Origin of the sequence: Kribbella sp. NPDC051620, from assembly GCF_044453825.1 — a bacterium.
Classification (GTDB): Bacteria; Actinomycetota; Actinomycetes; order Propionibacteriales; family Kribbellaceae; genus Kribbella.
The window spans coordinates 1153734-1174295 of sequence record NZ_JBITDB010000003.1 but is presented as its reverse complement, the minus strand read 5'-3'; the positions used below and the strand labels follow the sequence as shown (position 1 = coordinate 1174295).

At 66.9% G+C, this 20562-nt stretch carries 22 protein-coding genes and 2 pseudogenes; 12 read left to right on the top strand and 12 right to left on the bottom strand.

Translation table 11 applies throughout. The features are described 5' to 3' along the window. The first annotated feature begins 33 nt into the window (after positions 1-33). On the top strand, positions 34-993 hold the full coding sequence (locus ACIA12_RS18475; protein ID WP_396368194.1) for a hypothetical protein: 960 nt from the start codon (positions 34-36) through the stop codon (positions 991-993). A gap of 87 nt (positions 994-1080) precedes the next feature. Here ACIA12_RS18475 and ACIA12_RS18470 read toward each other — a convergent pair whose 3' ends face one another. The 3 genes from ACIA12_RS18470 to ACIA12_RS18460 form a co-directional block, all read right to left on the bottom strand. Beyond that, positions 1081-1374, bottom strand: a complete 294-nt coding sequence (locus ACIA12_RS18470; protein WP_396368193.1) for a DUF1330 domain-containing protein — start codon at positions 1372-1374, stop codon at positions 1081-1083. A 25-nt stretch (positions 1375-1399) separates the two neighbouring features. Beyond that, positions 1400-2788 (bottom strand): MFS transporter, encoded by a 1389-nt coding sequence (locus tag ACIA12_RS18465; RefSeq protein ID WP_396368192.1) that lies wholly within the window; start codon positions 2786-2788, stop codon positions 1400-1402. A 73-nt stretch (positions 2789-2861) separates the two neighbouring features. After that, positions 2862-3314 carry a MarR family winged helix-turn-helix transcriptional regulator gene (locus ACIA12_RS18460; protein WP_396368191.1) on the bottom strand — a complete coding sequence of 151 codons (453 nt, stop codon included), beginning with the start codon at positions 3312-3314 and terminating at the stop codon, positions 2862-2864. Positions 3315-3439: 125 nt separating this feature from the next. Between ACIA12_RS18460 and ACIA12_RS18455 the strand changes: the two genes are divergently transcribed. Together ACIA12_RS18455 and ACIA12_RS18450 are read left to right on the top strand one after the other, a co-directional pair. Continuing rightward, entirely contained in the window at positions 3440-4258 is an 819-nt protein-coding gene (locus ACIA12_RS18455; RefSeq protein ID WP_396368190.1) for an LLM class flavin-dependent oxidoreductase, read from the top strand. 43 nt (positions 4259-4301) lie between these two features. Beyond that, positions 4302-4796 carry a hypothetical protein gene (locus ACIA12_RS18450; protein ID WP_396368189.1) on the top strand — a complete coding sequence of 165 codons (495 nt, stop codon included), beginning with the start codon at positions 4302-4304 and terminating at the stop codon, positions 4794-4796. Positions 4797-4901: 105 nt separating this feature from the next. Here ACIA12_RS18450 and ACIA12_RS18445 read toward each other — a convergent pair whose 3' ends face one another. Both ACIA12_RS18445 and ACIA12_RS18440 read right to left on the bottom strand, forming a co-directional pair. Further along, a complete protein-coding gene (locus ACIA12_RS18445; RefSeq protein ID WP_396368188.1) occupies positions 4902-5864 on the bottom strand; it encodes a TRAP transporter substrate-binding protein in 963 nt (320 codons plus the stop codon). A gap of 608 nt (positions 5865-6472) precedes the next feature. Continuing rightward, the gene (locus ACIA12_RS18440) at positions 6473-7039 is read right to left on the bottom strand and encodes a GtrA family protein (RefSeq protein WP_396368187.1); all 567 of its coding nucleotides are present in this window, start codon (positions 7037-7039) and stop codon (positions 6473-6475) included. Between the two features lie 163 nt (positions 7040-7202). Here ACIA12_RS18440 and ACIA12_RS18435 point away from each other — a divergent pair, with 163 nt between their 5' ends. The 3 genes from ACIA12_RS18435 (at position 7203) to ACIA12_RS18425 (ending at position 10184) form a co-directional block, all read left to right on the top strand. Further along, positions 7203-8375 carry a 5-(carboxyamino)imidazole ribonucleotide synthase gene (locus tag ACIA12_RS18435; RefSeq protein ID WP_396368186.1) on the top strand — a complete coding sequence of 391 codons (1173 nt, stop codon included), beginning with the start codon at positions 7203-7205 and terminating at the stop codon, positions 8373-8375. Between the two features lie 9 nt (positions 8376-8384). After that, a complete protein-coding gene (gene purE, locus ACIA12_RS18430) occupies positions 8385-8888 on the top strand; it encodes a 5-(carboxyamino)imidazole ribonucleotide mutase (RefSeq protein ID WP_396368185.1) in 504 nt (167 codons plus the stop codon). Positions 8889-8963: 75 nt separating this feature from the next. Then, positions 8964-10184, top strand: a complete 1221-nt coding sequence (locus ACIA12_RS18425) for an MFS transporter (protein WP_396368184.1) — start codon at positions 8964-8966, stop codon at positions 10182-10184. Positions 10185-10188: 4 nt separating this feature from the next. On the opposite strand, the gene ACIA12_RS18420 is transcribed toward ACIA12_RS18425, so the two are convergent. Then, positions 10189-11526: a UDP-glucose dehydrogenase family protein gene (locus ACIA12_RS18420; protein WP_396368183.1), complete on the bottom strand. Its 1338-nt coding sequence runs from the start codon at positions 11524-11526 to the stop codon at positions 10189-10191. Between the two features lie 63 nt (positions 11527-11589). Here ACIA12_RS18420 and ACIA12_RS18415 point away from each other — a divergent pair, with 63 nt between their 5' ends. Next, the gene (locus tag ACIA12_RS18415; protein WP_396368182.1) at positions 11590-12753 is read left to right on the top strand and encodes an acyl-CoA dehydrogenase family protein; all 1164 of its coding nucleotides are present in this window, start codon (positions 11590-11592) and stop codon (positions 12751-12753) included. Between the two features lie 16 nt (positions 12754-12769). Here ACIA12_RS18415 and ACIA12_RS18410 read toward each other — a convergent pair whose 3' ends face one another. Together ACIA12_RS18410 and ACIA12_RS18405 are read right to left on the bottom strand one after the other, a co-directional pair. Continuing rightward, complete coding sequence (locus tag ACIA12_RS18410) at positions 12770-13306, bottom strand: tyrosine-type recombinase/integrase (RefSeq protein WP_396368181.1); 537 nt, start codon at positions 13304-13306, stop codon at positions 12770-12772. Next, the gene (locus ACIA12_RS18405; protein WP_396368180.1) at positions 13284-14108 is read right to left on the bottom strand and encodes a phage integrase central domain-containing protein; all 825 of its coding nucleotides are present in this window, start codon (positions 14106-14108) and stop codon (positions 13284-13286) included. Before ACIA12_RS18405 ends, ACIA12_RS18410 begins: the two co-directional genes overlap by 23 nt. 124 nt (positions 14109-14232) lie before the next feature. Between ACIA12_RS18405 and ACIA12_RS18400 the strand changes: the two genes are divergently transcribed. Further along, complete coding sequence (locus ACIA12_RS18400; RefSeq protein ID WP_396368311.1) at positions 14233-14763, top strand: hypothetical protein; 531 nt, start codon at positions 14233-14235, stop codon at positions 14761-14763. Between the two features lie 26 nt (positions 14764-14789). Here ACIA12_RS18400 and ACIA12_RS18395 read toward each other — a convergent pair whose 3' ends face one another. From ACIA12_RS18395 to ACIA12_RS18385, 3 genes and pseudogenes are all read right to left on the bottom strand, one after another. Next, positions 14790-14981: a hypothetical protein gene (locus tag ACIA12_RS18395; RefSeq protein ID WP_396368310.1), complete on the bottom strand. Its 192-nt coding sequence runs from the start codon at positions 14979-14981 to the stop codon at positions 14790-14792. Between the two features lie 40 nt (positions 14982-15021). Next, a pseudogene (locus tag ACIA12_RS18390) lies at positions 15022-15318 on the bottom strand (NUDIX domain-containing protein); the annotation flags it as partial. Continuing rightward, positions 15315-15704, bottom strand: coding sequence for a hypothetical protein (locus tag ACIA12_RS18385; protein ID WP_396368179.1), 390 nt, complete (start codon positions 15702-15704; stop codon positions 15315-15317). The pseudogene ACIA12_RS18390 and the gene ACIA12_RS18385, both read right to left, overlap by 4 nt. 190 nt (positions 15705-15894) lie before the next feature. Between ACIA12_RS18385 and ACIA12_RS18380 the strand changes: the two genes are divergently transcribed. After that, a complete protein-coding gene (locus ACIA12_RS18380; RefSeq protein ID WP_396368309.1) occupies positions 15895-16377 on the top strand; it encodes a hypothetical protein in 483 nt (160 codons plus the stop codon). A 23-nt stretch (positions 16378-16400) separates the two neighbouring features. On the opposite strand, the pseudogene ACIA12_RS18375 reads toward ACIA12_RS18380, so the two are convergent. Next, positions 16401-16529: pseudogene (locus tag ACIA12_RS18375) on the bottom strand (helix-turn-helix domain-containing protein); the annotation flags it as partial. 178 nt (positions 16530-16707) lie between these two features. Between ACIA12_RS18375 and ACIA12_RS18370 the strand changes: the two are divergent. The 3 genes from ACIA12_RS18370 to ACIA12_RS18360 all read left to right on the top strand — a co-directional run bounded on the left by ACIA12_RS18370 (position 16708) and on the right by ACIA12_RS18360 (position 20561). Next, positions 16708-17034 (top strand): hypothetical protein, encoded by a 327-nt coding sequence (locus ACIA12_RS18370; RefSeq protein WP_396368178.1) that lies wholly within the window; start codon positions 16708-16710, stop codon positions 17032-17034. A 978-nt stretch (positions 17035-18012) separates the two neighbouring features. After that, positions 18013-20055 carry an ATP-binding protein gene (locus ACIA12_RS18365; protein ID WP_396368177.1) on the top strand — a complete coding sequence of 681 codons (2043 nt, stop codon included), beginning with the start codon at positions 18013-18015 and terminating at the stop codon, positions 20053-20055. A 323-nt stretch (positions 20056-20378) separates the two neighbouring features. Further along, on the top strand, positions 20379-20561 hold the full coding sequence (locus ACIA12_RS18360) for a hypothetical protein (protein ID WP_396368176.1): 183 nt from the start codon (positions 20379-20381) through the stop codon (positions 20559-20561). Position 20562 lies beyond the last annotated feature (1 nt).

The window sequence follows — 20562 nt, the reverse complement described above, 5'->3', positions numbered from 1 at the left end:
GGGGGGCATCGGTTACCAAGGGAGAACTCGCAGATGAGAATTCGTCGTTTTGCTCTTGCAGTGGCTGGGCTGAGCCTGGTCACAGGGGCTGTGGCGGCCAACCCGGCCACCGCAGACGTGCAGGGCAAACCCCAGCCACAGGCCGCGACCGGGGTAGAGCCGCTGGCCAGGGCGCGGGCCGCAGCGGGGGCCTGCTCGGTCGTTGTCGGCGCCGTGACCGCCGCTGGTCAGAACGGTGGCTACCGGATCACCGCGACCAAGCCGGTGACCGAGGAGGAGGCCGGTTCGTACAAGATGTTCGCTGTCCGCGCCAGCTCCACCTGGTTCGCCTGGGCAGGCCCGGGCACCACCAAGTACTTCGCCGGACTGCTCTTGGTGGGCGGCAGCCTCTACACCGCCGTCGAGTCGTACAAGACTCCGACGACAACGATTCCGGTGGTCAGCTGGAAGCGGCTCGGCACCGGCTGGGCCAGCTTCACCTCCATTGCGAGCTCGCGCTATGTCAACGCGGCGAACGTCGCGGAACGCTCGTACCTCTACGGCCTGAGCACGAACGGATCGCTGTACCGCTACTCCATCAACGGCAGCACCGGTCCGGTCGCCGCGGCCGGCAGCGCGCCCGGCTACAAGTCGTTCAAGTCGATCACCACGATCGCCGAGACCGCGACCTACGACACTCTGCTGGGGGTCACCAAGGCCGGCGCGATCTACACCATCCACCTCCCCAAGACACAGCAACTGAAGGGCACCCTCAAGGTCGTCCGCACAACCGGCTTCGGCGTTTACCACCAATTGGTCGCCGAGCGCTGCGGCAACAGCGGCGGCACGCTGCTCACCGGCTTCGACAACACCGCCAACACGGCCACCGTGTACGCCCTCAGCAAGGCGAAGGGCACGCAGACCGTCGTCAACACGATCGGCAGCGTCGCCCTGCCGCAGAACGGCACTGTCCACTTCCGGTACATCACCAACACCCAGCTCATCGGCGAGTGACTTTCGCCCGATGAGCTGGGCACCACAAATTCGTAGTACCGGCTGAAGCCCAGGTCACTCGACCTGGGCTTTTCCCTGGATGGAAGGTCAGTCGATGCCTTCGACGATGCGGAAGTCGCGCTCGACGCCGTCGGCGAGGGCGGCCAGCGCCTCCTGGTAGGGCGCACTCTCGTGCGCCGCGACGGCCTGCTCGAAGCTGTCGAACTCGACCAGGATGGTGCGTTCGGCGATTCCGGCGTCGTGGGCGACGACCCGGCCGCCCCGGACGAGGGTCCGCCCGCCGAAGGCCTGGACGGCCGCACGGGCCAGCTCGTTGTAGGCAGCCAGCTTCTCAGGGTCTGAAATGGTGCGGTACGCGCTGACCCAGTAGCCCTTGGGCATGGAACCTCCAGTGTGTTGGGATGACTTACGGGTTGGTCTTGGACGAGCGTCGGCGGGCGAGAGCGAGGCTGGTCAGCGTCGTGATCGTCATGGCGCCGATGCCGACCAGCGCTGCCGTGGTGTAGGCGCTGTCGTCGGGGAAGAGCTGCCCGGGGCCGGTGCCTGCGGCAAGGATCAGGCCGCAGATGGCGCTGCCCAGGGAGTACCCGACGCTGCGGACGACGTAGTTGAAGCTCATGGCGCTCGACGTCTCGCTCTTGGGGGTGACGGCCAGAATGACGCCGGGCATCGCGGCCGAGAAGCCGCCTACGCCGAAGCCGAGCACGCCCATCGCCGCGAACAGTTCGGCCAGGTTCGACCGGGCCGCCGCGAACAGGGCGAACCCGCCGCCGACCACGACGGCGCTGCCGGCCAGGAGCAGCGGGGCGGCGACCCGCGTCCGGACCCGCTGCGTGAGCTTGCCGGCGACGAACCCCAGCACCGAGAACGGGATCAGGACCAGCCCGGCGACGAAGGTCGACAGCCCGAAGCCGTACCCGGCGCCGTGCGGCGTCTGCGCATACCGGGTGATGAGCGTGAGCAGGAGGTACATGCCGATCCCCCCGACGAACATGGCGATGTTCGCCCCGGCGACCAACGGGTGCCGGACCGCCCGCACATCGACCAGGGGCGTCGTACTGCGCAGCTCGATGACGGCCCAGGCGCAGATGAGCACCACCGCGACGACGGCGAGGCCCGCCGCCAGGGCGAGGTGCCGGCTCCAGAGATTGCGTTCGCCGGCGAGGAACAGCACCAGGATCAGCGCAGCGGCCAGGACGATCGCGCCTGCCACGTCCACGTGGGCGGAGCGGCCTTCAGGGGCTTCGGGCATGGAGCGCCACGCGGTCAGTAGGGCGGCTGCGGTGACGACCAGGCCGAGGCCGTACGCGGCCCGGACCCCGCCGAGCTCGGCGAGCAGTGCGGCCAGTGGGTAGCCGACACCGACCCCGATGATCGAGACCACCGAGATCAGGGCGATCACGGCCGCGCTGCGCTCCTCGGAGAGATGATCGCGGGCCACGCCCATCATCAGCGCCGTCAGCCCGAGCCCGACGCCCTGGGCCGCCCTGCCGGCCAGCAGCCACGCGAACGGCAGTGGGAGCACGGTGAGCGCGCTGCCGACAACGACGATCGCCAGCGTGACGAGAATTGTGGCCCGCCGGTGCGGGCCGGCTCCGAGCCGGCCCAGGACGGGTGTGGCGACGGCGCCGCTGAGCAGGGCGATGGTCAGCGTCCACTGCGCGCTGCCGAGCGAGACGTCGAACGAGGTCGCCACACTGGTGATGAGCGGCGTCCCGAGGCTGGCGACCGCCGCCACGACCAGCGCGATGAAGATCAGGGCCGGTACCAGCAGCCGCGCCTCGGAACGCGCCACCGGGACCGCCTTCACCACGACCACCGGCGCGTCGTCACCGGCAGCGGCGAGTACGACTGCATCCGGCTGCCGGTCACTGCTTCGGGCCTTCGCGGCTTTCGAGCTCTGCCAGATGCTTCAGCGCCGGAAGGGCCGCCATCAGCGCCTCGACCTCGTCGCCGGTCAGCTCGCCGATCAACCGCTCGAACGCGTCGACACCCGCCTGGCGCCGCGTCCGGACATAGGAGGCGCCGGCCTCGGTCAGGCATACCAGCGTGACCCGCTTGTCGGATGCGTCACCCCACCGCTCGACCAGGCCGGACTCCTCCATCACCCGGACCAGTGCGGTCATCGCGGGCTGGGTGACGCCCTCGACCGCGGCCAGATCGGTGATCCGCCGCGGGCCGGTCCGGTCCAGGGTGGCCAGAGTGGCGGCGGATGTCAGGCTCATGTCGCGGGGCAGGCGTCTCACGGCCCTGGTGGCCAGGCCGTAGAGGGCTGCGCCGATGGCGGCAGTCGCGCCAGGAGCGGTATCTTGACGACTCATACCCGAAGCATAGCGTCTTTATATTCATGCTTTATGGAAGTGGCCGGCAGATTCTCGACGGGATGTCGGATTCTGGGTGGCTGCTTCGTGGTGAGGGAAAGGTCCCAGACGCGAGGAGAACGACGATGAACGACCAGACCGGCCGAGTTAACAGACCATTCCGATTCGGAGTCGTCGCGCCGATCGGTGCCGACCTGGCGACGTGGCGAGATCGCGTGCGCCGGATCGCCGACAGTGGCTACTCGACGTTGCTGATGCCTGACGTTCCTACCTGGCAACCGGCGCTCGGTCCCACGCTGGCGACCGTGGCCGCGCTCACTGACCTGCGGGTCGGCTCGTGGGTCTACGCCGCCGCGCTGCGCGAACCGTTGAGTACGGCCTGGGAGGCCCATTCACTGTCGGTACTGACCGAAGGCCGCTTCGAGATGGGCATCGGCGCCGGCCGTCCCGGGATCGAGGTGGAACTGGGGCTGCCGGCCGTCTCCCTCGCTGAGCGCCGGGCCAGGATGCGCGAGACCGTGGCCGCGCTGCGGAGGTTCGACGGCCCCGAGCTGCACACGCCGGTGGTCATGGCGGTGAGCGGACCGAAGTCGCAGGCGCTGGCGCTCGAAGTCGCCGACGCGCTCACGTTCGTACTCCCGCCGCAGGAAGGTCGAGCAGAAACCACGAACCGGGTACGCAACCTTCCTGCCGGGTCGGACCTCGAACTCGGCCTGCACGTCTCCGCCGTCGGCGATGGTGTTGCTCCGTTCATGGCGGCGCCCGACCTCGACACCGCGGCGCTTCGCGCGGCCGACTCGCTCATCATCCTGCCGAGTGATGCCGGCGCGGCCGCCGAAGAAATCCACCGCCGCCGCGAGGAGATCGGCTTCTCCTACTTCGTCATCGGCGCCGACTTCGCCGACACCCTCGCACCGGTCGTCGCCGAGCTGGCCGGGCGGTAAGGCGACCTGGGCAAGTAGAGTTCCGCCGCGGAGGGATCGACACATGGTGATGGGAAATCAGGACATCAGCGCCTGGGACGCGGAGTTGCACCGTTCCGGCCGGGTAGTCTTCGCGGTCCGGCGCGCGCTGGCCTTCGGCGGGCTGGTCATCGTGCTGGTGCTGGCCGGCCTCCCGATCCTCTCGCTCGTCCGGGACCTCGACGCCCGAGACACCTGGTTCACGATCCGGGTGGCCCTTCTCGCCGTACTCCTGGCCGTCTGCGTCGCACTCGCCGTCCTGTTCCTTCTCGGCCACCCACGAGTGACCGTGAACGCCACCGGCATCCGCTTCGCCTGGTGGCGGCAGATCCCGTGGTCCGAGCTCGAGGGCACCACCCTGGTCAGACCCACCAACAGCCTCGCCGCCCCCTACCTGACCATCACCTCCACCCGAGGCACCAAACTCCACATCCCCCAGACCAACATCGAAGACCTCCCCGCCTTCGCCGCCTGGCTCACCAAACTCCAAACCCAACACCACCTGAAAACCAACACCTGAGCGACTGTCTCCGAGGTCGAAAGTGCTGTCCGACGGAGCGGTCGGGGGCACTTGCGACCAACTCGGCGTGCGGCGTGGGGGCGATGGTCCGGCCGGGGCAATCGGTCAGCAGGGTGTGGCAATGCCTGTGGCGGGGACTCGGACGGACTTCTTGAGGGTGCGGATGCGGTCGATCGTTGCCTTGGTGGCCGGGTCCTGCTCGAGTTCGCCGTACAGGGGCTGGACGGCCTGGTCGAAGGCCCGGAGGTTGGCGGGCGTCGCGGTGGTGATTTTGCCGCCGCGGTTGCAGAAGGCCGCCGCGGTGGCGGCCTCGGTGGTGCGGTGGCCGAGTACCCACTGGAGCGTTGCGGTGGCTGCTTTTCGCAGTACGGCTTGATTCTCGGCGGACAGGTCGCCGAGCGCGGCGGAGTTCGCGACCAGGGTGTTGATCTTGGTGGTGACGGTGAGGTTGGCGGTCGCGATCCCGGGGACGGGCAGGGCATCGGACAAGACGAACCCGGTCTCGGCGCCGCCGAGGGATCCGTCCCGGACGCCGGCCGCGTAGGCGTCGCCGACCGGGTCGTCCGGCCTGCCGCCGAGCGCACGGATGGTCGCGTCACCAAGGTTCGACTTCGCCGCGCGGATGACCTTGCCCTGGAAGGCGGCCGGGGTGACCAGCGGAGCACCGAAGCTGAACGGGTGACGCAGGCCCTCGGGCAGCAGCGCGAGACCGGTTGCCCCGTCCTTGTCCAGACCGGACATCAACTCCGTGGACAGTTCCTGGCTGGTGACGATCTCGTCGGCCAGTGCGTCCGAGGTCACCAGGAACGGTGCGTTCAGCGGACGCAGGGTCGTCACACCCTCGGTGTCCCAAGTCCGGCTGGGAATCATGGCGAGGTCCAGTTTGCGGTCCTTCAGCATCCGCGCGACCACCTGGTCCCACTGCTGGACGTCCTGGCCGCCCGCTTCCCAGACCGGGTAGACCAGAAGCTTTCCGTTGGAGATCGTCCTGACCTGTTCGACAAACTGCACGATGGCCAGGCCTCCCGGCTTGCCGTCGTCGTCAGCCGTCCCCAGCTTCAAGCTCACTGGCCCGGTGTTCTCGACCGGTTCGGTCTTCGTCGGGTCACCGCTGCACGCTGTCCCCGCAAACATCACGGCAGCAGCAAGAGGCAGTGCCCAAAAGCGTGGTGTCCTTCTCATCGCGGCCCCCAAAATGTCGAAGGAGTGGCCACGCTCGGCGACACATTCACCGCACCGTCGATGCCCCCAGCAAAACGCGAGCCTCACCCAGGCTCTCAACGCCGCCGGCGCGAGTGCGCGTAGGCGGCTTTCCCGCAACAGTTGCACCGCCCGGCGCTGTCCGCCACCCCCTGAGCCCGAAACCTTTCACCAACTGAATCGGCGTCCATGACCAGCGGACACTGCCCTGTACCTGGCGCGGCTCGACAAGCGAGTCACGGTCCGCACCCGATGGAGCGGCCGGGGGACCTGCGACGAGCCGGTGTTGGGGATTCACCGGCCGGGTCAGCGGACGGTAAGGGCCCGGGGGCTTCCGACGTGGTCAGCCTGCCGGGGCTCGGTGCCTACTCTCGCAGTCGCGCGACGCAGGAGCGGAAAGCGCCGGGGTGGGTGGGAGCCTGCGAGTGGTGAGCGACGGAGGAGCGAGCGGCGAGCTGGCGTGGGGAGCGACGGGGTCAGCGGATGGCGGGGAGGTCGCCGGTGTTGTCTGCGTCCAGGGCGGCTGGGGTGTCGGGGGCCTTGGGGTGGTGGTGTTCGGCCTCGTCCAGGGCGAGTTCTTCCTTGAAGACGAACTTGCGGTAGGACCAGAAGCGGAACAGGGTGCCGAGGCCGAGGCCGATCACGTTGGCGGAGATGTTGTCGGCCAGCGCGTTGTGGAGGTCCAGCACGTAGCGGGAGAAGCCGAGGCAGCCGGCGGCGATCAGCAGGCCGATGCCGTTCAGGACGAAGAAGAGCACGTACTCGCGGTGCAGGCCGGTGCGCTCGCGGTGCCGCCAGGTCCAGTGCCGGTTGCCGAGGTAGGTCGCGACGGTGGCGATGGTGACCGAGATGAACTTCGCGGTCAGCGGCTTGTGGTGCAGCATGCCGTCACCCGGCGTACCGAAGATCAGCGGGTTGTCGAAGACCAGCCAGTTGTAGATCGGCAGGTCGACGACCATGCCGAGCAGTCCGACCAGACCGAACTTGGCCACTTCGTGCACCAGGTGCTCCACCTGGCGGTACAGCGTTGTGACGATCTTCAACGGTCCTGGAGACTCTCTGTGAACACGGACTTCTGGGTGAGGGCAGTTTCCAAGGTACCCGGCAAGCAGTCCGACGCTGAAATCCAGCGCGAAAAGTCATCCCTAAGAGTGAGTCGATCAGCCCGCTCCAGGCGGGAGCAGGTCCGCACATTAGGCTCCACCCGTGAAGTTCAAGCGTGAAGACCTGCCGGTAGGGACGCCGGTCGTAGGCATGGTCGGCGGCGGCCAGCTGGCCCGGATGACGCAAGAGGCCGCGATCGCGCTGGGCATCCAGCTGCGCGTCCTGGCCGAGGGCCCCACCGTCTCCGCTGCCCAGGCGGTCGCCGACGCCCCCGTGGGCGACTACCGCGACCCCGAGACCGTACGCCGGTTCGCCGCCGAGACCGATGTGGTGACCTTCGACCACGAGCACGTACCCACAGAGCTGCTGCGCGCGCTCGAAGCGGAGGGGGTCAAGGTCCGCCCCGGCCCCGACGCCCTCGTGCATGCCCAGGACAAGGCGGTGATGCGGCAGCGCCTCGACACCATCGACGCGCCCGCGCCGGCCCACCAGGTCGTCGCCTCCAAGGCCGACATCGAGGACTTCGCCAAGCGCATCGGCGGCTTCCCGATCATCCTCAAGACCACCCGCGGCGGCTACGACGGCAAGGGCGTCTGGGTCTGTACCAGCGCCGATGACCCGGTCGTCGACGAGGCGTTCGCCACCAAGGTGCCGATCCTGGCCGAGGAGAAGGTCGACTTCGTCCGCGAGCTGTCGGCGATCGTCGCCCGCTCCCCGCACGGTCAGGCGGTCGCGTACCCGATCGTGGAGTCGGTCCAGCGCGACGGCATCTGCGTCGAGGTCACCGCTCCCGCGCCGGACCTCGACCCTGGCAAGGCTGCGCAGGCGCAGCAGACCGCGCTGAAGATCGCCGGCGAGCTCGGTGTGGTCGGCATCCTCGCGGTCGAGATGTTCGAGGCGCGCGACGGGCGGCTGCTGGTCAACGAGCTGGCGATGCGCCCGCACAACACCGGGCACTGGTCGATCGAGGGCGCGGTCACCAGTCAGTTCGAGAACCACCTGCGCGCAGTACTGGATCTGCCGCTCGGCTCACCTGCCGCGCGGGCGCCGTACACGGTGATGGTGAACGTGCTCGGCGGCGACGTCGAGGACATGCATCTCGGGCTGCTGCACTGCATGGCGCGCGACCCGGGCCTGAAGGTCCACTTCTACGGCAAGTCCGTGAAGCCCGGCCGCAAGGTCGGCCACGTCACGGCGTACGGCGATGACCTGGCCGAGGTCCGCGAGCGCGCGCGGCACGCGGCGGCGTACCTGACCGGCACGATCGACGAATAGGCGAACAGCATGACCGTGGGAATCCTGATGGGGTCGGACTCGGACTGGCCGACGATGAAGGCGGCCGCCGAGGTCTGTGTCGAGTTCGACGTGCCCTTCGAGGCAGACGTTCTGTCGGCGCACCGGATGGCGGTCGAGATGATCGACTACGGAAAGGCCGCGCACGAGCGCGGCCTGAAGGTGCTGATCGCGGGAGCCGGTGGCGCGGCGCATCTGCCGGGCATGCTCGCGTCCGTCACGCCGCTGCCGGTGATCGGCGTACCGGTGCCGTTGAAGTACCTCGACGGGATGGACTCGCTGCTGTCGATCGTGCAGATGCCGGCCGGAGTGCCGGTTGCCACGGTCTCGATCGGGAACGCCCGTAATGCCGGGCTGCTGGCGGTCCGGATGCTCGCGGCCTTCGACGAGAAGCTGTCGGCGAAGATGCTCGCGTTCCAGCAGAACCTGGCGGAAGTGGCGCGGGCGAAGGGAAGTACTGTGCGTGATGGCGCGGCAGAGCTGCGTAAAAGCTGAACCGCTTACGGTTTTCCACAGGTCTGGGGCGGGTAGCCGTGAGATTCCAACCATTGTCGTCTAAGGTCGTCGATCGTGACTCCGCCCGCAGAACCGGATACGCAGCGCATCCCGGTCCGTTACTGGATCTGGCTGTTCGGTGCTGTCGTGTCCCTGCTCGGCGATCTGACGATGACTTTTGCCATCGGCTGGTCGGCCAGCCGGCACGGCGGCCAGGTCGCCGGACTGGTGCTCCTGGTGGCTGCGGCGCCGCGTGCGGTGCTGCTGCTGATCGGCGGCGCGGTGGGCGATCGGTACGGCGCACCCAAGGTGCTGCTGGCCAGCTGTATCGCGATGTTCGCGGTCACAACCGCCTTGGTCCCGACCACTCTGGCGATCGGTGAGCCGATCAGCCTGCTGCTGGTCACCGCACTGGTGGTCGGCATCATCGACGCGTTCTTCCTGCCGGCGTCCCGCTCGATGCCGCGGCTGCTGGTCCAGCCGGAGCTGATCCCGCGGGCCCTCGCCAGCTTCCAGGTCACTGGCGTCGTCTTCGCAGTCACCGGTACTGCGGTAGGCGGCGTGCTGGTTGCCTGGTCAGGGCTGACGGCCGCGGCGGGCTTCGACGCGCTGACGTTCGCCGTGATGATCGTCGTGCTGCTCTCGTTGCGGAACACGCCGGCCGGGGCCACCGGGCCGCGGACGGGGATGTTCCGGTCGATCGTGGACGGCGTGAAGGTGGCGTTCGGCCGTCCGCTGACCCGGGCGCTGCTGATCACGATGACAGTGGCGGCCGGCCTGCTGATGCCGCTCGACGCGCTGCTGCTTCCCTTGCTGGCAAGGGATCACGGCTGGAGTGCGTCCGAGGCCGGCATCCTGGTCGCCAGTCGTAGCCTGGGGGTTGGCGTGATCGCGTTGCGGATCCTCGCGCGCGGCGCCTTCCCCCGTCCCGGTATCTTCGCCGCGCTCGGCCTGATCCTGGCCGGTGTCGGCCTGCTCGGTCTCTCGGTGCTCGACCCTTTACCACTGACCTTTCTGGCCGGCGTGGTCAGCGGCATCGGCGTGGGCACCTTCACCGGGCACGTGCTGCCGCTGCTGATGAACTCGGTCGAGCGTGAGTACCAGTCCCGCCTGCAGTCCGTGGTCGTGCTCTGCCAGAGCCTCGCGCTCGTCGTGATGAACCCGGTACTGGGCACCTTCGCGGACCTGGACGGGGTGGGCATCACCGGTGTCTGTCTCGGCATCGGCGTGCTGTCGGCCCTGATCGGCCTGTTCGCCCTCACCCGTCCCGTCCTGCGGAACGCGACCGTCGCTTAGCGGCTCAGGGACGGCCGGGCGCGCGGTAGATCCAGCCCGCGTCCCGCCACTTCTGCGCGTCCAGGGTGAGCCGGGCGTCGACCACGATCGGAGCCTCGACGACCCCACGCAGCGCGGCCGGGTCGAGTTCGCGGAACTCCGGCCACTCGGTCAGGTGCAGCACGAGATGGGCGCCCTCGCAGGCGTCGGCGGCGGAGTCGGCGTACCGGAAGGTCGGCCGGACCTTGCGGGCGTTGTCCATCGCCTCGGGGTCGAAGACGGTGACGGTCGCGCCGTGCAGCTGGATCCGGCCGGCGATGTCGAGCGCGGGGGAGTCGCGCACATCGTCGGTACCGGCCTTGAACGCCGCGCCGAGCACGGTCACGTTCTTGCCGACCCACTCGGCGCCGAGCAGCTCGTGCACCACGTCCACGATCCGCGCGCGGCGGTGCTGGTTGATGTCGTCGACCTCGCGCAGCAGCGTGATGATCTCCTCCACGCCGAGCTCACCGGCCCGGGCCATGAACGAGCGCAGATCCTTCGGCAGGCAGCCGCCGCCGTAGCCGGGGCCGGCGTTCAGCATGCCGCGGCCGATCCGCTTGTCGTAGCCGAGTGCGTCGGCCAACAGCGTGACGTCGGCGCCGGTCGCGTCGGCCAGTCCGGCGAGAGCGTTGATGAAAGAGATCTTCGTTGCCAGGAAGGCGTTCGCGCCGCCCTTGACGATCTCGGCGGTGGGCAGGTTGCAGACCACGACCGGCGAGCCGCCGGCGATCGGCCGGGCGAAGACCTCGCGCAGCTTGGCCTCCGCGGCCGCCGACTGTACGCCGAACACCAGCCGGTCGGGCTGGAGCGTGTCGTCGACCCCGTGGGCTTCGCGCAGGAACTCGGGCTGCCAGGCGATCTCGACCTGGCTGCCGGCCGGCGCCTCGGCGTGGAAGCGAGCCTCGACGATCTTCGAAGTACCGACCGGAACGGTGGAACGGCCGACCACCAGCGTGGGCTTGGTCAGCAGCGGGGCGAGCATGGTGATGACTGAGTGGACCTGGGCCAGGTCGGCCGAATCGCTGCCCTCGAGCTGCGGCGTACCGACGCAGATGAAGTGCACGTCGGCCCAGTCGGCGATCTCGGTGTAGTCCTTGGTGAAGCGCAGCCGGCCGGAGTCGGTGTGCTTCTTCAGCAACGGGTCCAGGCCGGGTTCGTACAGCGGGGCCTTGCCGTCGTTGAGCAGCTTCAGCCGGTGCTCGTCGATCTCGACGCCGATCACGTCGAAGCCGAACTCGGCCATCCCCGCGGCCGTGTTCGCGCCGAGGTAGTTGGTGCCGATCACCGCGATCCGGAGCGGTCGCGCAGTGCCTTCAGTCATGCGGGGGACTCTACCGACCGCGGTTATCGCCTGGTGACGGGCTCATGGCGTACATTGATACTCGTGAGTAACTCATTCGATCTGTACGCCCTGTCGGAGGAGCACCAGGCGATCCGGGAGGCAGTCCGCGACGTCTGCGACGCCAAGGTGGCCCCGAACGCCGGTGACGTGGACGAGCTCGCTGAGTTCCCCAAGGCGTCGTACGACGCGCTGAAGGCGTCGGACTTCCATGCCCCGCACATCCCCGAGCAGTACGGCGGCGCCGGCGCGGACGCGCTGGCCACCGTGATCGTGATCGAGGAGGTCGCCCGCGCCTGCGCGTCGACCTCGCTGATCCCTGCGGTGAACAAGCTCGGCTCGCTGCCGTTGCTGCTGTCCGCGTCCGAGGAGGTCAAGCAGCGCTACCTGCCCCCGGTGGCGGCGGGCGACGCGATGTTCTCCTACTGCCTCTCGGAGCCTGAGGCGGGTTCGGACGCGGTGTCGATGAAGACGCGCGCTGTCGCGGACGGTGACTCGTTCGTGCTGAACGGGGTCAAGCGCTGGATCACCAACGCGGGCGTCAGCGACTACTACACGGTCTTCGCTGTGACGGATCCCTCGCAGCGGTCCAAGGGCATCAGCGCCTTCGTGGTCGAGAAGGCCGACGACGGCGTCTCCTTCGGCGCCCCGGAGAAGAAGCTCGGCATCAAGGGCTCGCCCACCCGCGAGGTGTACTTCGACAACGTGCGGATCCCCGCGTCGCGGATGATCGGCGACCCCGGTACCGGCTTCGGCACCGCGATGGCCACCCTCGACCACACCCGGGTGACGATCGCCGCGCAGGCCCTCGGTATCGCCCAGGGCGCGCTCGACTACGCCCTCGGCTACGTCAAGGAGCGCAAGCAGTTCGGCAAGGCCCTCGCCGAGTTCCAGGGCCTGCAGTTCATGCTCGCCGACATGGGCATGAAGATCGAGGCCGCCCGCCAGCTCACATACGCCGCGGCAGCCCGCTCCGAGCGGAACGACACCGACCTCACGTACTTCGGCGCCGCCGCCAAGTGCTTCGCCTCCGACGTGGCCATGGCCGTCACCACCGACGCCGTCCAACTCCTCGGCGGCTACGGCTACACCCACGACTACCCTGTCGAACGCATGATGCGCGACGCCAAAATCACCCAAATCTACGAAGGCACCAACCAGGTCCAGCGCATCGTAATGGCCCGCCAGCTCCTCAAGGGCATCAGCTGACTGGTGTTCTCGCAGGTCAGAGGCTGATTTCAGGGCCTTCGCCAGACAGGCCGCCGTCCGGCTCCCACACGGTACTACGGGAGCGCACGGCGGCCTGCTCCGTCACTGCTCCGTGAGATCTGGAGGAGAAGAGACGCGCCAGTCTGGAGTCGACAGCCTTCCGCGCCCGCTCATGCGATGACGGCAGCATGTGGGTGTAGATCCGGAGGGTGAAGCCTGGGTCTCCGTGGCCGAGGTATTCGGCGAGTTCTTTGATGTTGACCCCGTCGGTGAGGGTGATGCTCGCGTAGTAGTGCCGCAGCCCGTGCATGCCGTTCTCTCGACGAGTGACGTACTGCTTCCGTCCACGAGCATCTTTCGTCGGCTCGCGGATGACGCCGGCGTGGAACAGGGCCGGCTTCCACACGAGTTCGTCGTAGTTCCGCGCCCGGATGTGTTTGTCGTCCGTCCAACGGAAGAGCAGCTTGACGGCATGTGGGTCGCCGTCGACCTTCTCCCACGGCAACGTGTACGGCCGCGGCCCGACAGCTTCAATGTGTTCTTTCAGAACCAAGGCGGTTCCCTCGGACATCGGGACCGACCGCTCGGTGTCGTTCTTCGGCAGCGCGAACACGAACTCTCTGCCGAGGCTTCTTCACCTGCCGCCGCACGTGGATGACCATCGCGTCGAAGTCGATGTCCTCCTCGGCAAGTCCGAAGATCTCACCCTGCCGCAGGCCACATGCAGCACCGATGGCGGCGATCGGCCGGTACTGCGGCGGGTTCGCCTCGACGATCCGCAGTACGACGTCGTCACCCCAGACGACGACCTTCCCACCCTTCGGCGCCGGCACCGTGACCACTCGGGCCTTCGCCGGATTGCGCTTGATCGTCTCGTCATCCACCGCCAAACCAAGCGTTCCCTGCAAGATCAGGTACGCCGTACGCGCGGTCGACGGCCCGTACCGCGCATTGAGATCCGTGACCCAAGCAGCGATCTCCGACGGCTTGATTGTCCGGAGTTGCCTGCGCCCGAACACCGGACTCACATGCAACCGATGCACTGACTCGTACCTGATCGCGGTCGCCGGATCGACCACTCGCGACCCCAGCCACCGCTCGGCAACCTCGTCGAACCGAATCTTTCCGGCCTCGGGATCGATGTACTCCCCACGCTCCCGATCCGTCTCCATCGCATGGCCGTGCCGCTCAGCCGCCGCCTTCGTGCCGAACGCTCTCGTCCGCTCGTCCCCGTTCGGATCAAGCCACCCAGCCAGCCACCGCTTCCCCCGCCCCCACCGCCTATTCCGCTCCCGGACCACCGTCCCGTCCTCCTGTTTGACCGGCCGAGTCCACTGATCCTTCACATAAGCCATCCCGCCGCACCTCCGTCGTAGGCAACGTGCGGGTACTCAACGGCTGGTCCGACTGCCCATTGCCTGTCAGCGGGCTTACGGCGTGCCTCCAGTGCGCTTCGAGGCCGGTGCCTAGCCTCGAAGCGTGGGCACCTTGTGCGCGATCAGCGGTCTGGTACTGACGGTCGCAGGAACGTTATTGGCGGCCATGGCTCTCATCGGAGACTGGCGTGACCACGGCGGCGGCGAGCCACTCATCCCGATGATCGCGCGTGCACGAGCCTGGTTCCGGCGGCATGTGCTGGGGCGCAAGCCCGAGGTCCACAGCGTGTCCGGTCAAGTCACGGCACACTGGGGAGTCACCGCATCGGCGACAGGGTACGTATCGCCGCCGAGCAACGCTCCGGTGGATGTGCAGATGCGGTTTGTCCGCGAGCGTCTGATCGCGCTGGAGAGCAGGATCGGCACGGAACGCCAGGAGCTGGACCAGAAGATTGGTCGGCTTCAAGAGGATGCCCAGGCCACTAACGCGCGGTCGCAGAAAGCGATCGACGAACTAGAGGTAAAGGTTCGTGACGTCGCCACTGGCAGTGTGCGGCTGGACCTCTTCGGTCTCGTACTCGTCGGCGTTGGCTCTATCGTCTCGGCCTTGCCAGCAGTCTTTGGCTGGAAGTGACGCTGCTGTAGTTGCAGAGCCAGGGGTCAGCCTGGGAGGCCGTCGTGGAGGTAGGCGACTGTTTGGGAGTCGGTGGCTTTGAGGGCGGCTTCGAGGCGGAGCCAGACGTATGGGCGTAGCCGCTCGCGTGCTTCGTCCGGGTAGAGGAAGGCGTACCGCTTCAGTTCGTTGTGGTCCGGCTGCAGGCGAGAGATCTGGTTCAGGGGCGAGTTGCCCACCGTCGAAGATGAACATCAGAGAGTCGTCCCACGGGCCATGGGGACCGACCCAGTCGATGCAGGCGAGCGTCAGTTGGCCCGACGTCAGTTCGAGGCTGAGCTCTTCCTGCAACTCGCGGATGAGGCCGGCGATCGGTGGTTCGTTCGCCTCGATCATGCCTCCGGGGAGGTCCCAATCAGGCTTGTAGTCGGGATCGACGAGGAGGATCCGGCCTTGATCGTCGCGCAGGATCGCGTCGGCTCCCACCCGCTTCCTGGCTTGCTTGGCGTTGCCTTCCGCCAGGTGTTCTTGCCACGCCGCGGGGTCGCGACGATAGAGCGGTTCGTCAGCAGTCATCCGGAGGCCGCCTGCGTGTCCGTGGTGATCCATTGCTGAAGCCATACTCGTTGGCGCACGGCGTCCGCCAGGATCTGCCGGGTCTCCTGGACATCAGCCGAGCCGACGTGCGGTGCGAGCTGATCGCGGATGTCCTGGAACTGCTTCACGATCAACTGGGATCCGAGCGACTGCGTCGCTTCGACGACGTCTCTCGTGGTCCGGCAGGCCTCTTCAAGCTCACCCTGTTCGATCAGTGTCGCGATGAGGAAGAGCTGTCCGAATGCGCGACTTCGGGTGCTGTTCGAGGATCGCAACGCGAGGATCCGCTGCGCGTGTTCTTGCGCTTTCGCAGGTTTGCCGAGTTGCCTCATACAGCGTGCGGCCTCGCTGGACAGACTGCCCAAATCGAATCGGCTCACCCATTCGGAAGGCGCCGACTCGTGTGTTCCCGCCGAGCGCGGTTTCGGCCCGCCCCAGGAGCGCGAGCGTTTCCTGTTTGTCTCCTAGGGAGGCGTGGCCTTTGGCTTGCATCGCCAGAAGTCGCGCGCTGAGTTCGGGGTTTGCGGGGCTCTCCGACAACGCAGTTTGCCCGGCTTGCGCGAAGCGGACTGCTCCATCTGGGTCCGCCCGGTGGTGAGCAAGATGGCTGAGACTGGCGAGGATGTGTACGCCGAGATGGCGATCCTGGCCCGCCTTGGACAGGTGGAACGCACGCAGGAAGTGGCTGTAGGCGCGGTCATCCCGACCGGCATCGTGGGCCATCCAGCCGGCCATCTCCGTGAGCCCTGCCGCAGCGGTGAAGACGCCGGGATCCTCAACGACCACATCGCCGCCGAACAACCGGGGACCGACGTGCAGGTGCAGGTACTTGACCACCGCGGCGTACAGATGGCCGCCACCAACCTGTTTGTCGGCGGACCGGAACGACTGCATCGCGAAGACGTCAGGTCCGTGATCGCGCTCAGGACGGATCGCGACGCGGTTCGCTCCGGCTGTAGCGGGCTCCGCAGGCGTGCGGCGAAGCGTGATTTCTCGTTCTCGCTCGCTGCCGTCAGGAGCGAATCCAGGCCCTCCTGATTGATAGGTCTCGGCCGGATGTTCTCCCCGCCCGCCTCCCATCGGGAGACCATCCGTTCGCTCACGCCGATGCGCGCCGCGAACTCGCGGATGCTCAGCCGCTGCGACTCCCGCAGCGCTCGCACCTCGCGACCAGACCAGACCTGGACCATCACGGGCCAAGTCTCCCATCGCCGGGCCGGGCTTTCTACTTGAGCGCTAGGGCCCGTTCAGTGGAAGTTCAGTGCTGCGCCAGCGGCAGACCATGGTTCCGGCCTACCACCTGGCCCGAGGCTGGGTCCCACAACAGCATCCGCTGATTCGCACTGAAGCCAACGGGGTTAGAGACGCATGCGAGTGGCCTTGGGATACTTCAAGAAGCACTTCCTGATGACGGGCGCTGAGACCGCTGCTCGTCGCCAGGGAATCGTTGATTGCGCAACAGTTCATGGCTGCGAGTTGGCCGCATTGTTCATTGACGAGATCAACACCGCCCCGGACGAGCTCCACAACGCTTTGACGGCTCTCATGGATCTCGGCGACCGGGTCCTGATCGTGCCTAACCTTCTCCACTTCGCCGGCAGCGGCAACCCGATCGAGTTCCGCCAGAGCCTCCAGAACAATCAGATCGAGGTACTGCTGTCCGAAGCCCCCAAGCCGTTGGGACGGGAGTGCTGAGAGGTATGCCGTCTCCCAACACCGTCCTTCGCGAGGCACGGCAACGGAACGCCGTCTCCGATGGATCCGACCCGGTCGATCTCTCGTTCTGACCTGGCCGAAGCTGCGTGTGCCTGACTGTGGCGCGACAAAGGCATCCAGGTGGCGTTGGACGCCCACTACATCGCCAAGCTGGAACGTGGCGCGGTACGTCGAACCGGCAGGCTGTACCGAGACGCGCTTCGAGCTGTCCTCAATGTGTCGACCGACCGTGAACTCGGGATGGGCGGCTGACGTCAGCGCCACCTTTGAGGTCTGTTGCGGGCCAAGAACAGCTGCAGCTGTGTCTGCGACAGGACCTCGCGGAGAGTGGCGTTGGCCTGCTGGAGTTCGGCGACTTGACGCCCAAGCCGATCGACCTCCGCGACCAAAACGGCTAGGCGCCCGGCGTCGACTACCTCGGGCATCGATTGAAGCGCTCGGCGGCTCCGCCAGTTGCGCAGGCGGCACAGATCTGAGCAGAGGCGCTGGTCGGATCTGCTCGCCTTGAAGACAGCCGCACAGTGCTCACACACATGTTTCCGCGCAGCCGAATCAGCGCCGAACGGCATCTCTGAGTTGTCCACAATGGATCAACGGCCGAGCGAGCGGGACGCCGAAATAGCCGTCTCACCTGACTGAAACGCCTTAAGTGCAAGATGTGTGACGGTGTTTGCCCTGCCGGTTGGCCCGAACTTTTGGGTGCGCGTCCGTTGAGTGGCCGTGAGCAGCAGAAGGGACGTGTGATGAACGCCATCATGAGACAGACGACAACGGCCTGTTGTGACGTCCTATCCCGCGTAGTTCACGCGACTATTGCCAAGGTCGCGCAGGCGCTGGGACTGAAGCTCGAGCGCGGGGACGACGATTGAGAATGCGGGTGGCTCCGAGCGACTCCATGTACCGCAGTTGTCGGCGCACGTCGGTATGGTTGCTCTATCCGCGGTGAAGGGATGGACCATGGCGCTGACGACATCCCTGGCGGGCCGAGTCCGCAACACGAGCCTGCCAAAGAGCCACGCGCTCCTGCCCCTCCTCGAGGCGATCGTCAACGGCATCCAGGCAATCGACGCCCGGGACAATGGCTCCGGCATGCCAGGTCGGATCGATGTGAGGGTGCACCGCGACTCCCAGGCGGAGCTCGACTTCGGCCTAACCGGTCCCGGCCGCGCGCCGATGAAGCCGATCGTTGGCTTCACCGTCGCTGACGACGGCGTGGGGTTCACGGCGGAGAGCATGTCCTCGTTCGAGACCCTGGACAGCGACTACAAGTCGGACCTCGGCTGCCGCGGCGTTGGGCGTTTGCTGTGGCTCAAGGCGTTCGACAGGGTGTCGGTCCGCAGCGCCTACGAGGACGAGGACGGGGAGCTCCAGGGACGTCAGTTCAAGTTCTCGATCGAGCACGAGGTCGAGCACGAAGGAGGCGCGGATGGGTTCGAGCGCCCTGGCGCGGTTGTGAACCTCGACGGCTTCAAGAAGCCCTTCCAGCAGCACGCACCAAAGAGCGTCGATGCCATTGCGCGAGAGGTATTCGAGCACTGCATCTGGTACTTTTTGCGGCCCGGTGGCGCGCCAGCTGTGACGATCGCAGACGACGATGAGTTGGTGTCGCTGGCCGACCTGATGGACGAGTTCGTCGACTCGGCGATGTCGTCGTCGACGATCGAGGTCAAGGGTCAGAAGTTCGACATGTTGAACCTCCGCCTGAAGTCGTCCACGCGCAACTCCGTCCCCCGTCTCCACTGGTGCGCGGCGAGCCGCGTTGTCATCGAGGAGAACCTGAGCGGGAAGGTTCCGGGGCTCCACGGGAAGCTTATGGACGGCGAGTCCGGCGAATTTGTCTACGCGTGTTATCTGACATCGGACTTCCTCGACGAGCGCGTCCGGTCCGATCGAACGGACTTCGACATCAGTGACCGCGTCTCAGGGGAGGCGCTCGTCGACGATCTCTCACTGGACGACATCCGTGAGACCGTCCTCGTCGAGATCGGGAAGATCCTGAAGGAACCACTCGAAGCTGCCCGTGAGCAGGGCAAACAACGGGTTCACGACTTCGTGAGCAAGCGTGCTCCGCGGTACCGGCCGCTGTTGGCGAAGATCGAGGAGCGCGGCATCACGGTCGACCCGTCGGTCAAGGACCAGGACCTCGAGCTCCAGCTTCATCGGCACCTCCAGAAGATCGAGTCCGAGGCGTTCGTGCAGGGGCAGGAGATCTTCGCGGAGGCCGATGGGGAGCCGGCGGAGGACTACGCAGAGCGGCTCGCCACCTACCTCGCCACTGTCAGCGAGATCAACCAGTCAGACCTCGCTGCCTACGTCTCGCGTCGCCGCACGGTGCTGGATTTGCTCGGGCGGCTCATCCGCGCCGACAAGGATGGGAAGTACAGCCGGGAGGACGCGATCCACTCGCTGATCGTTCCAATGCGGGCTGATTCCAACGAGCTCGCCTCCGACGGATCGAACCTGTGGATCATCGACGAGAGGCTCGCGTTCCACGACTATCTCGCGTCCGACAAGACGCTGAAGAGCATGCCGGTCACGGGATCCGAGTCCACGAAGGAGCCAGACATCCTCGCGACGCGACTCATCGAATCGCCGGTGCTCGCCGCGGAGGGGCAGAAGCTGCCGCTGCCGTCGATTGTCGTGGTCGAGATCAAGCGCCCGATGCGCAAGGACGCTACCGAGGACAAGAACCCGATCCAACAGTGTCTGGACTACGTGAAGAGGATTCGGGCAGGAGGCGTGCTGACCGCGACGGGGAGGCCTATCCCGCCGTCTCAGGATCCGCCAGCGTTCTGCTACATCATCGCCGACCTCACGGACAGGATGATCGAGCGGTGCGAGATCTCGAACCTGCGGCCAACCCATGACGGCCTCGGGTACTTCGGCTTCAACGACTCGGCGAAGGCGTACATCGAGGTCATGAGCTTCGACGGACTGATCAACTCGGCCACGGAGAGGAACAGGGCGTTCTTCGACAAGCTGGGATTGCCGTCCAGCTAGACGCACCGGTGAGCTATCGGGTATCGGTTCATGATGATCGAGGATCCAACGCGCAGTGGCTATGTCACCCTAATATAAGTGGCGTCAATGCCAATAAGATCTAACATAACGCAAATTATCGGTTGCCCGGGAAAGGCCTTCAAGCCCTGTTGCGTACTACGGTGGGTCTATCGGTAAGCACACGGCTGTGGACAAGTCCGCGCTCCGCGCGGCTGAGCAGGCCGCCGAGGACCTTCGCCGGCAGCGCAGCGAGGACACCGACACCGAGGGATCACCGCCTCACCGCGCCGGCGCCGCGGCCGGGACGCCGGCGGAGGGCAACGGTGACCGCTCCGGCACGAACGACCCGAGGAAGGGCCAGGCATCACCGGCCCCGCCGCTGCCCGTCCTGCGGCTACACCCCAGCACAGGGGATCGCCTGCACGACGGGCATCTTCGGCAAGATCTACCTGTTCAAGAACAACACCGACTCGGCCGGCAACACGAGAATTGCCGAGGAGGTGTAGC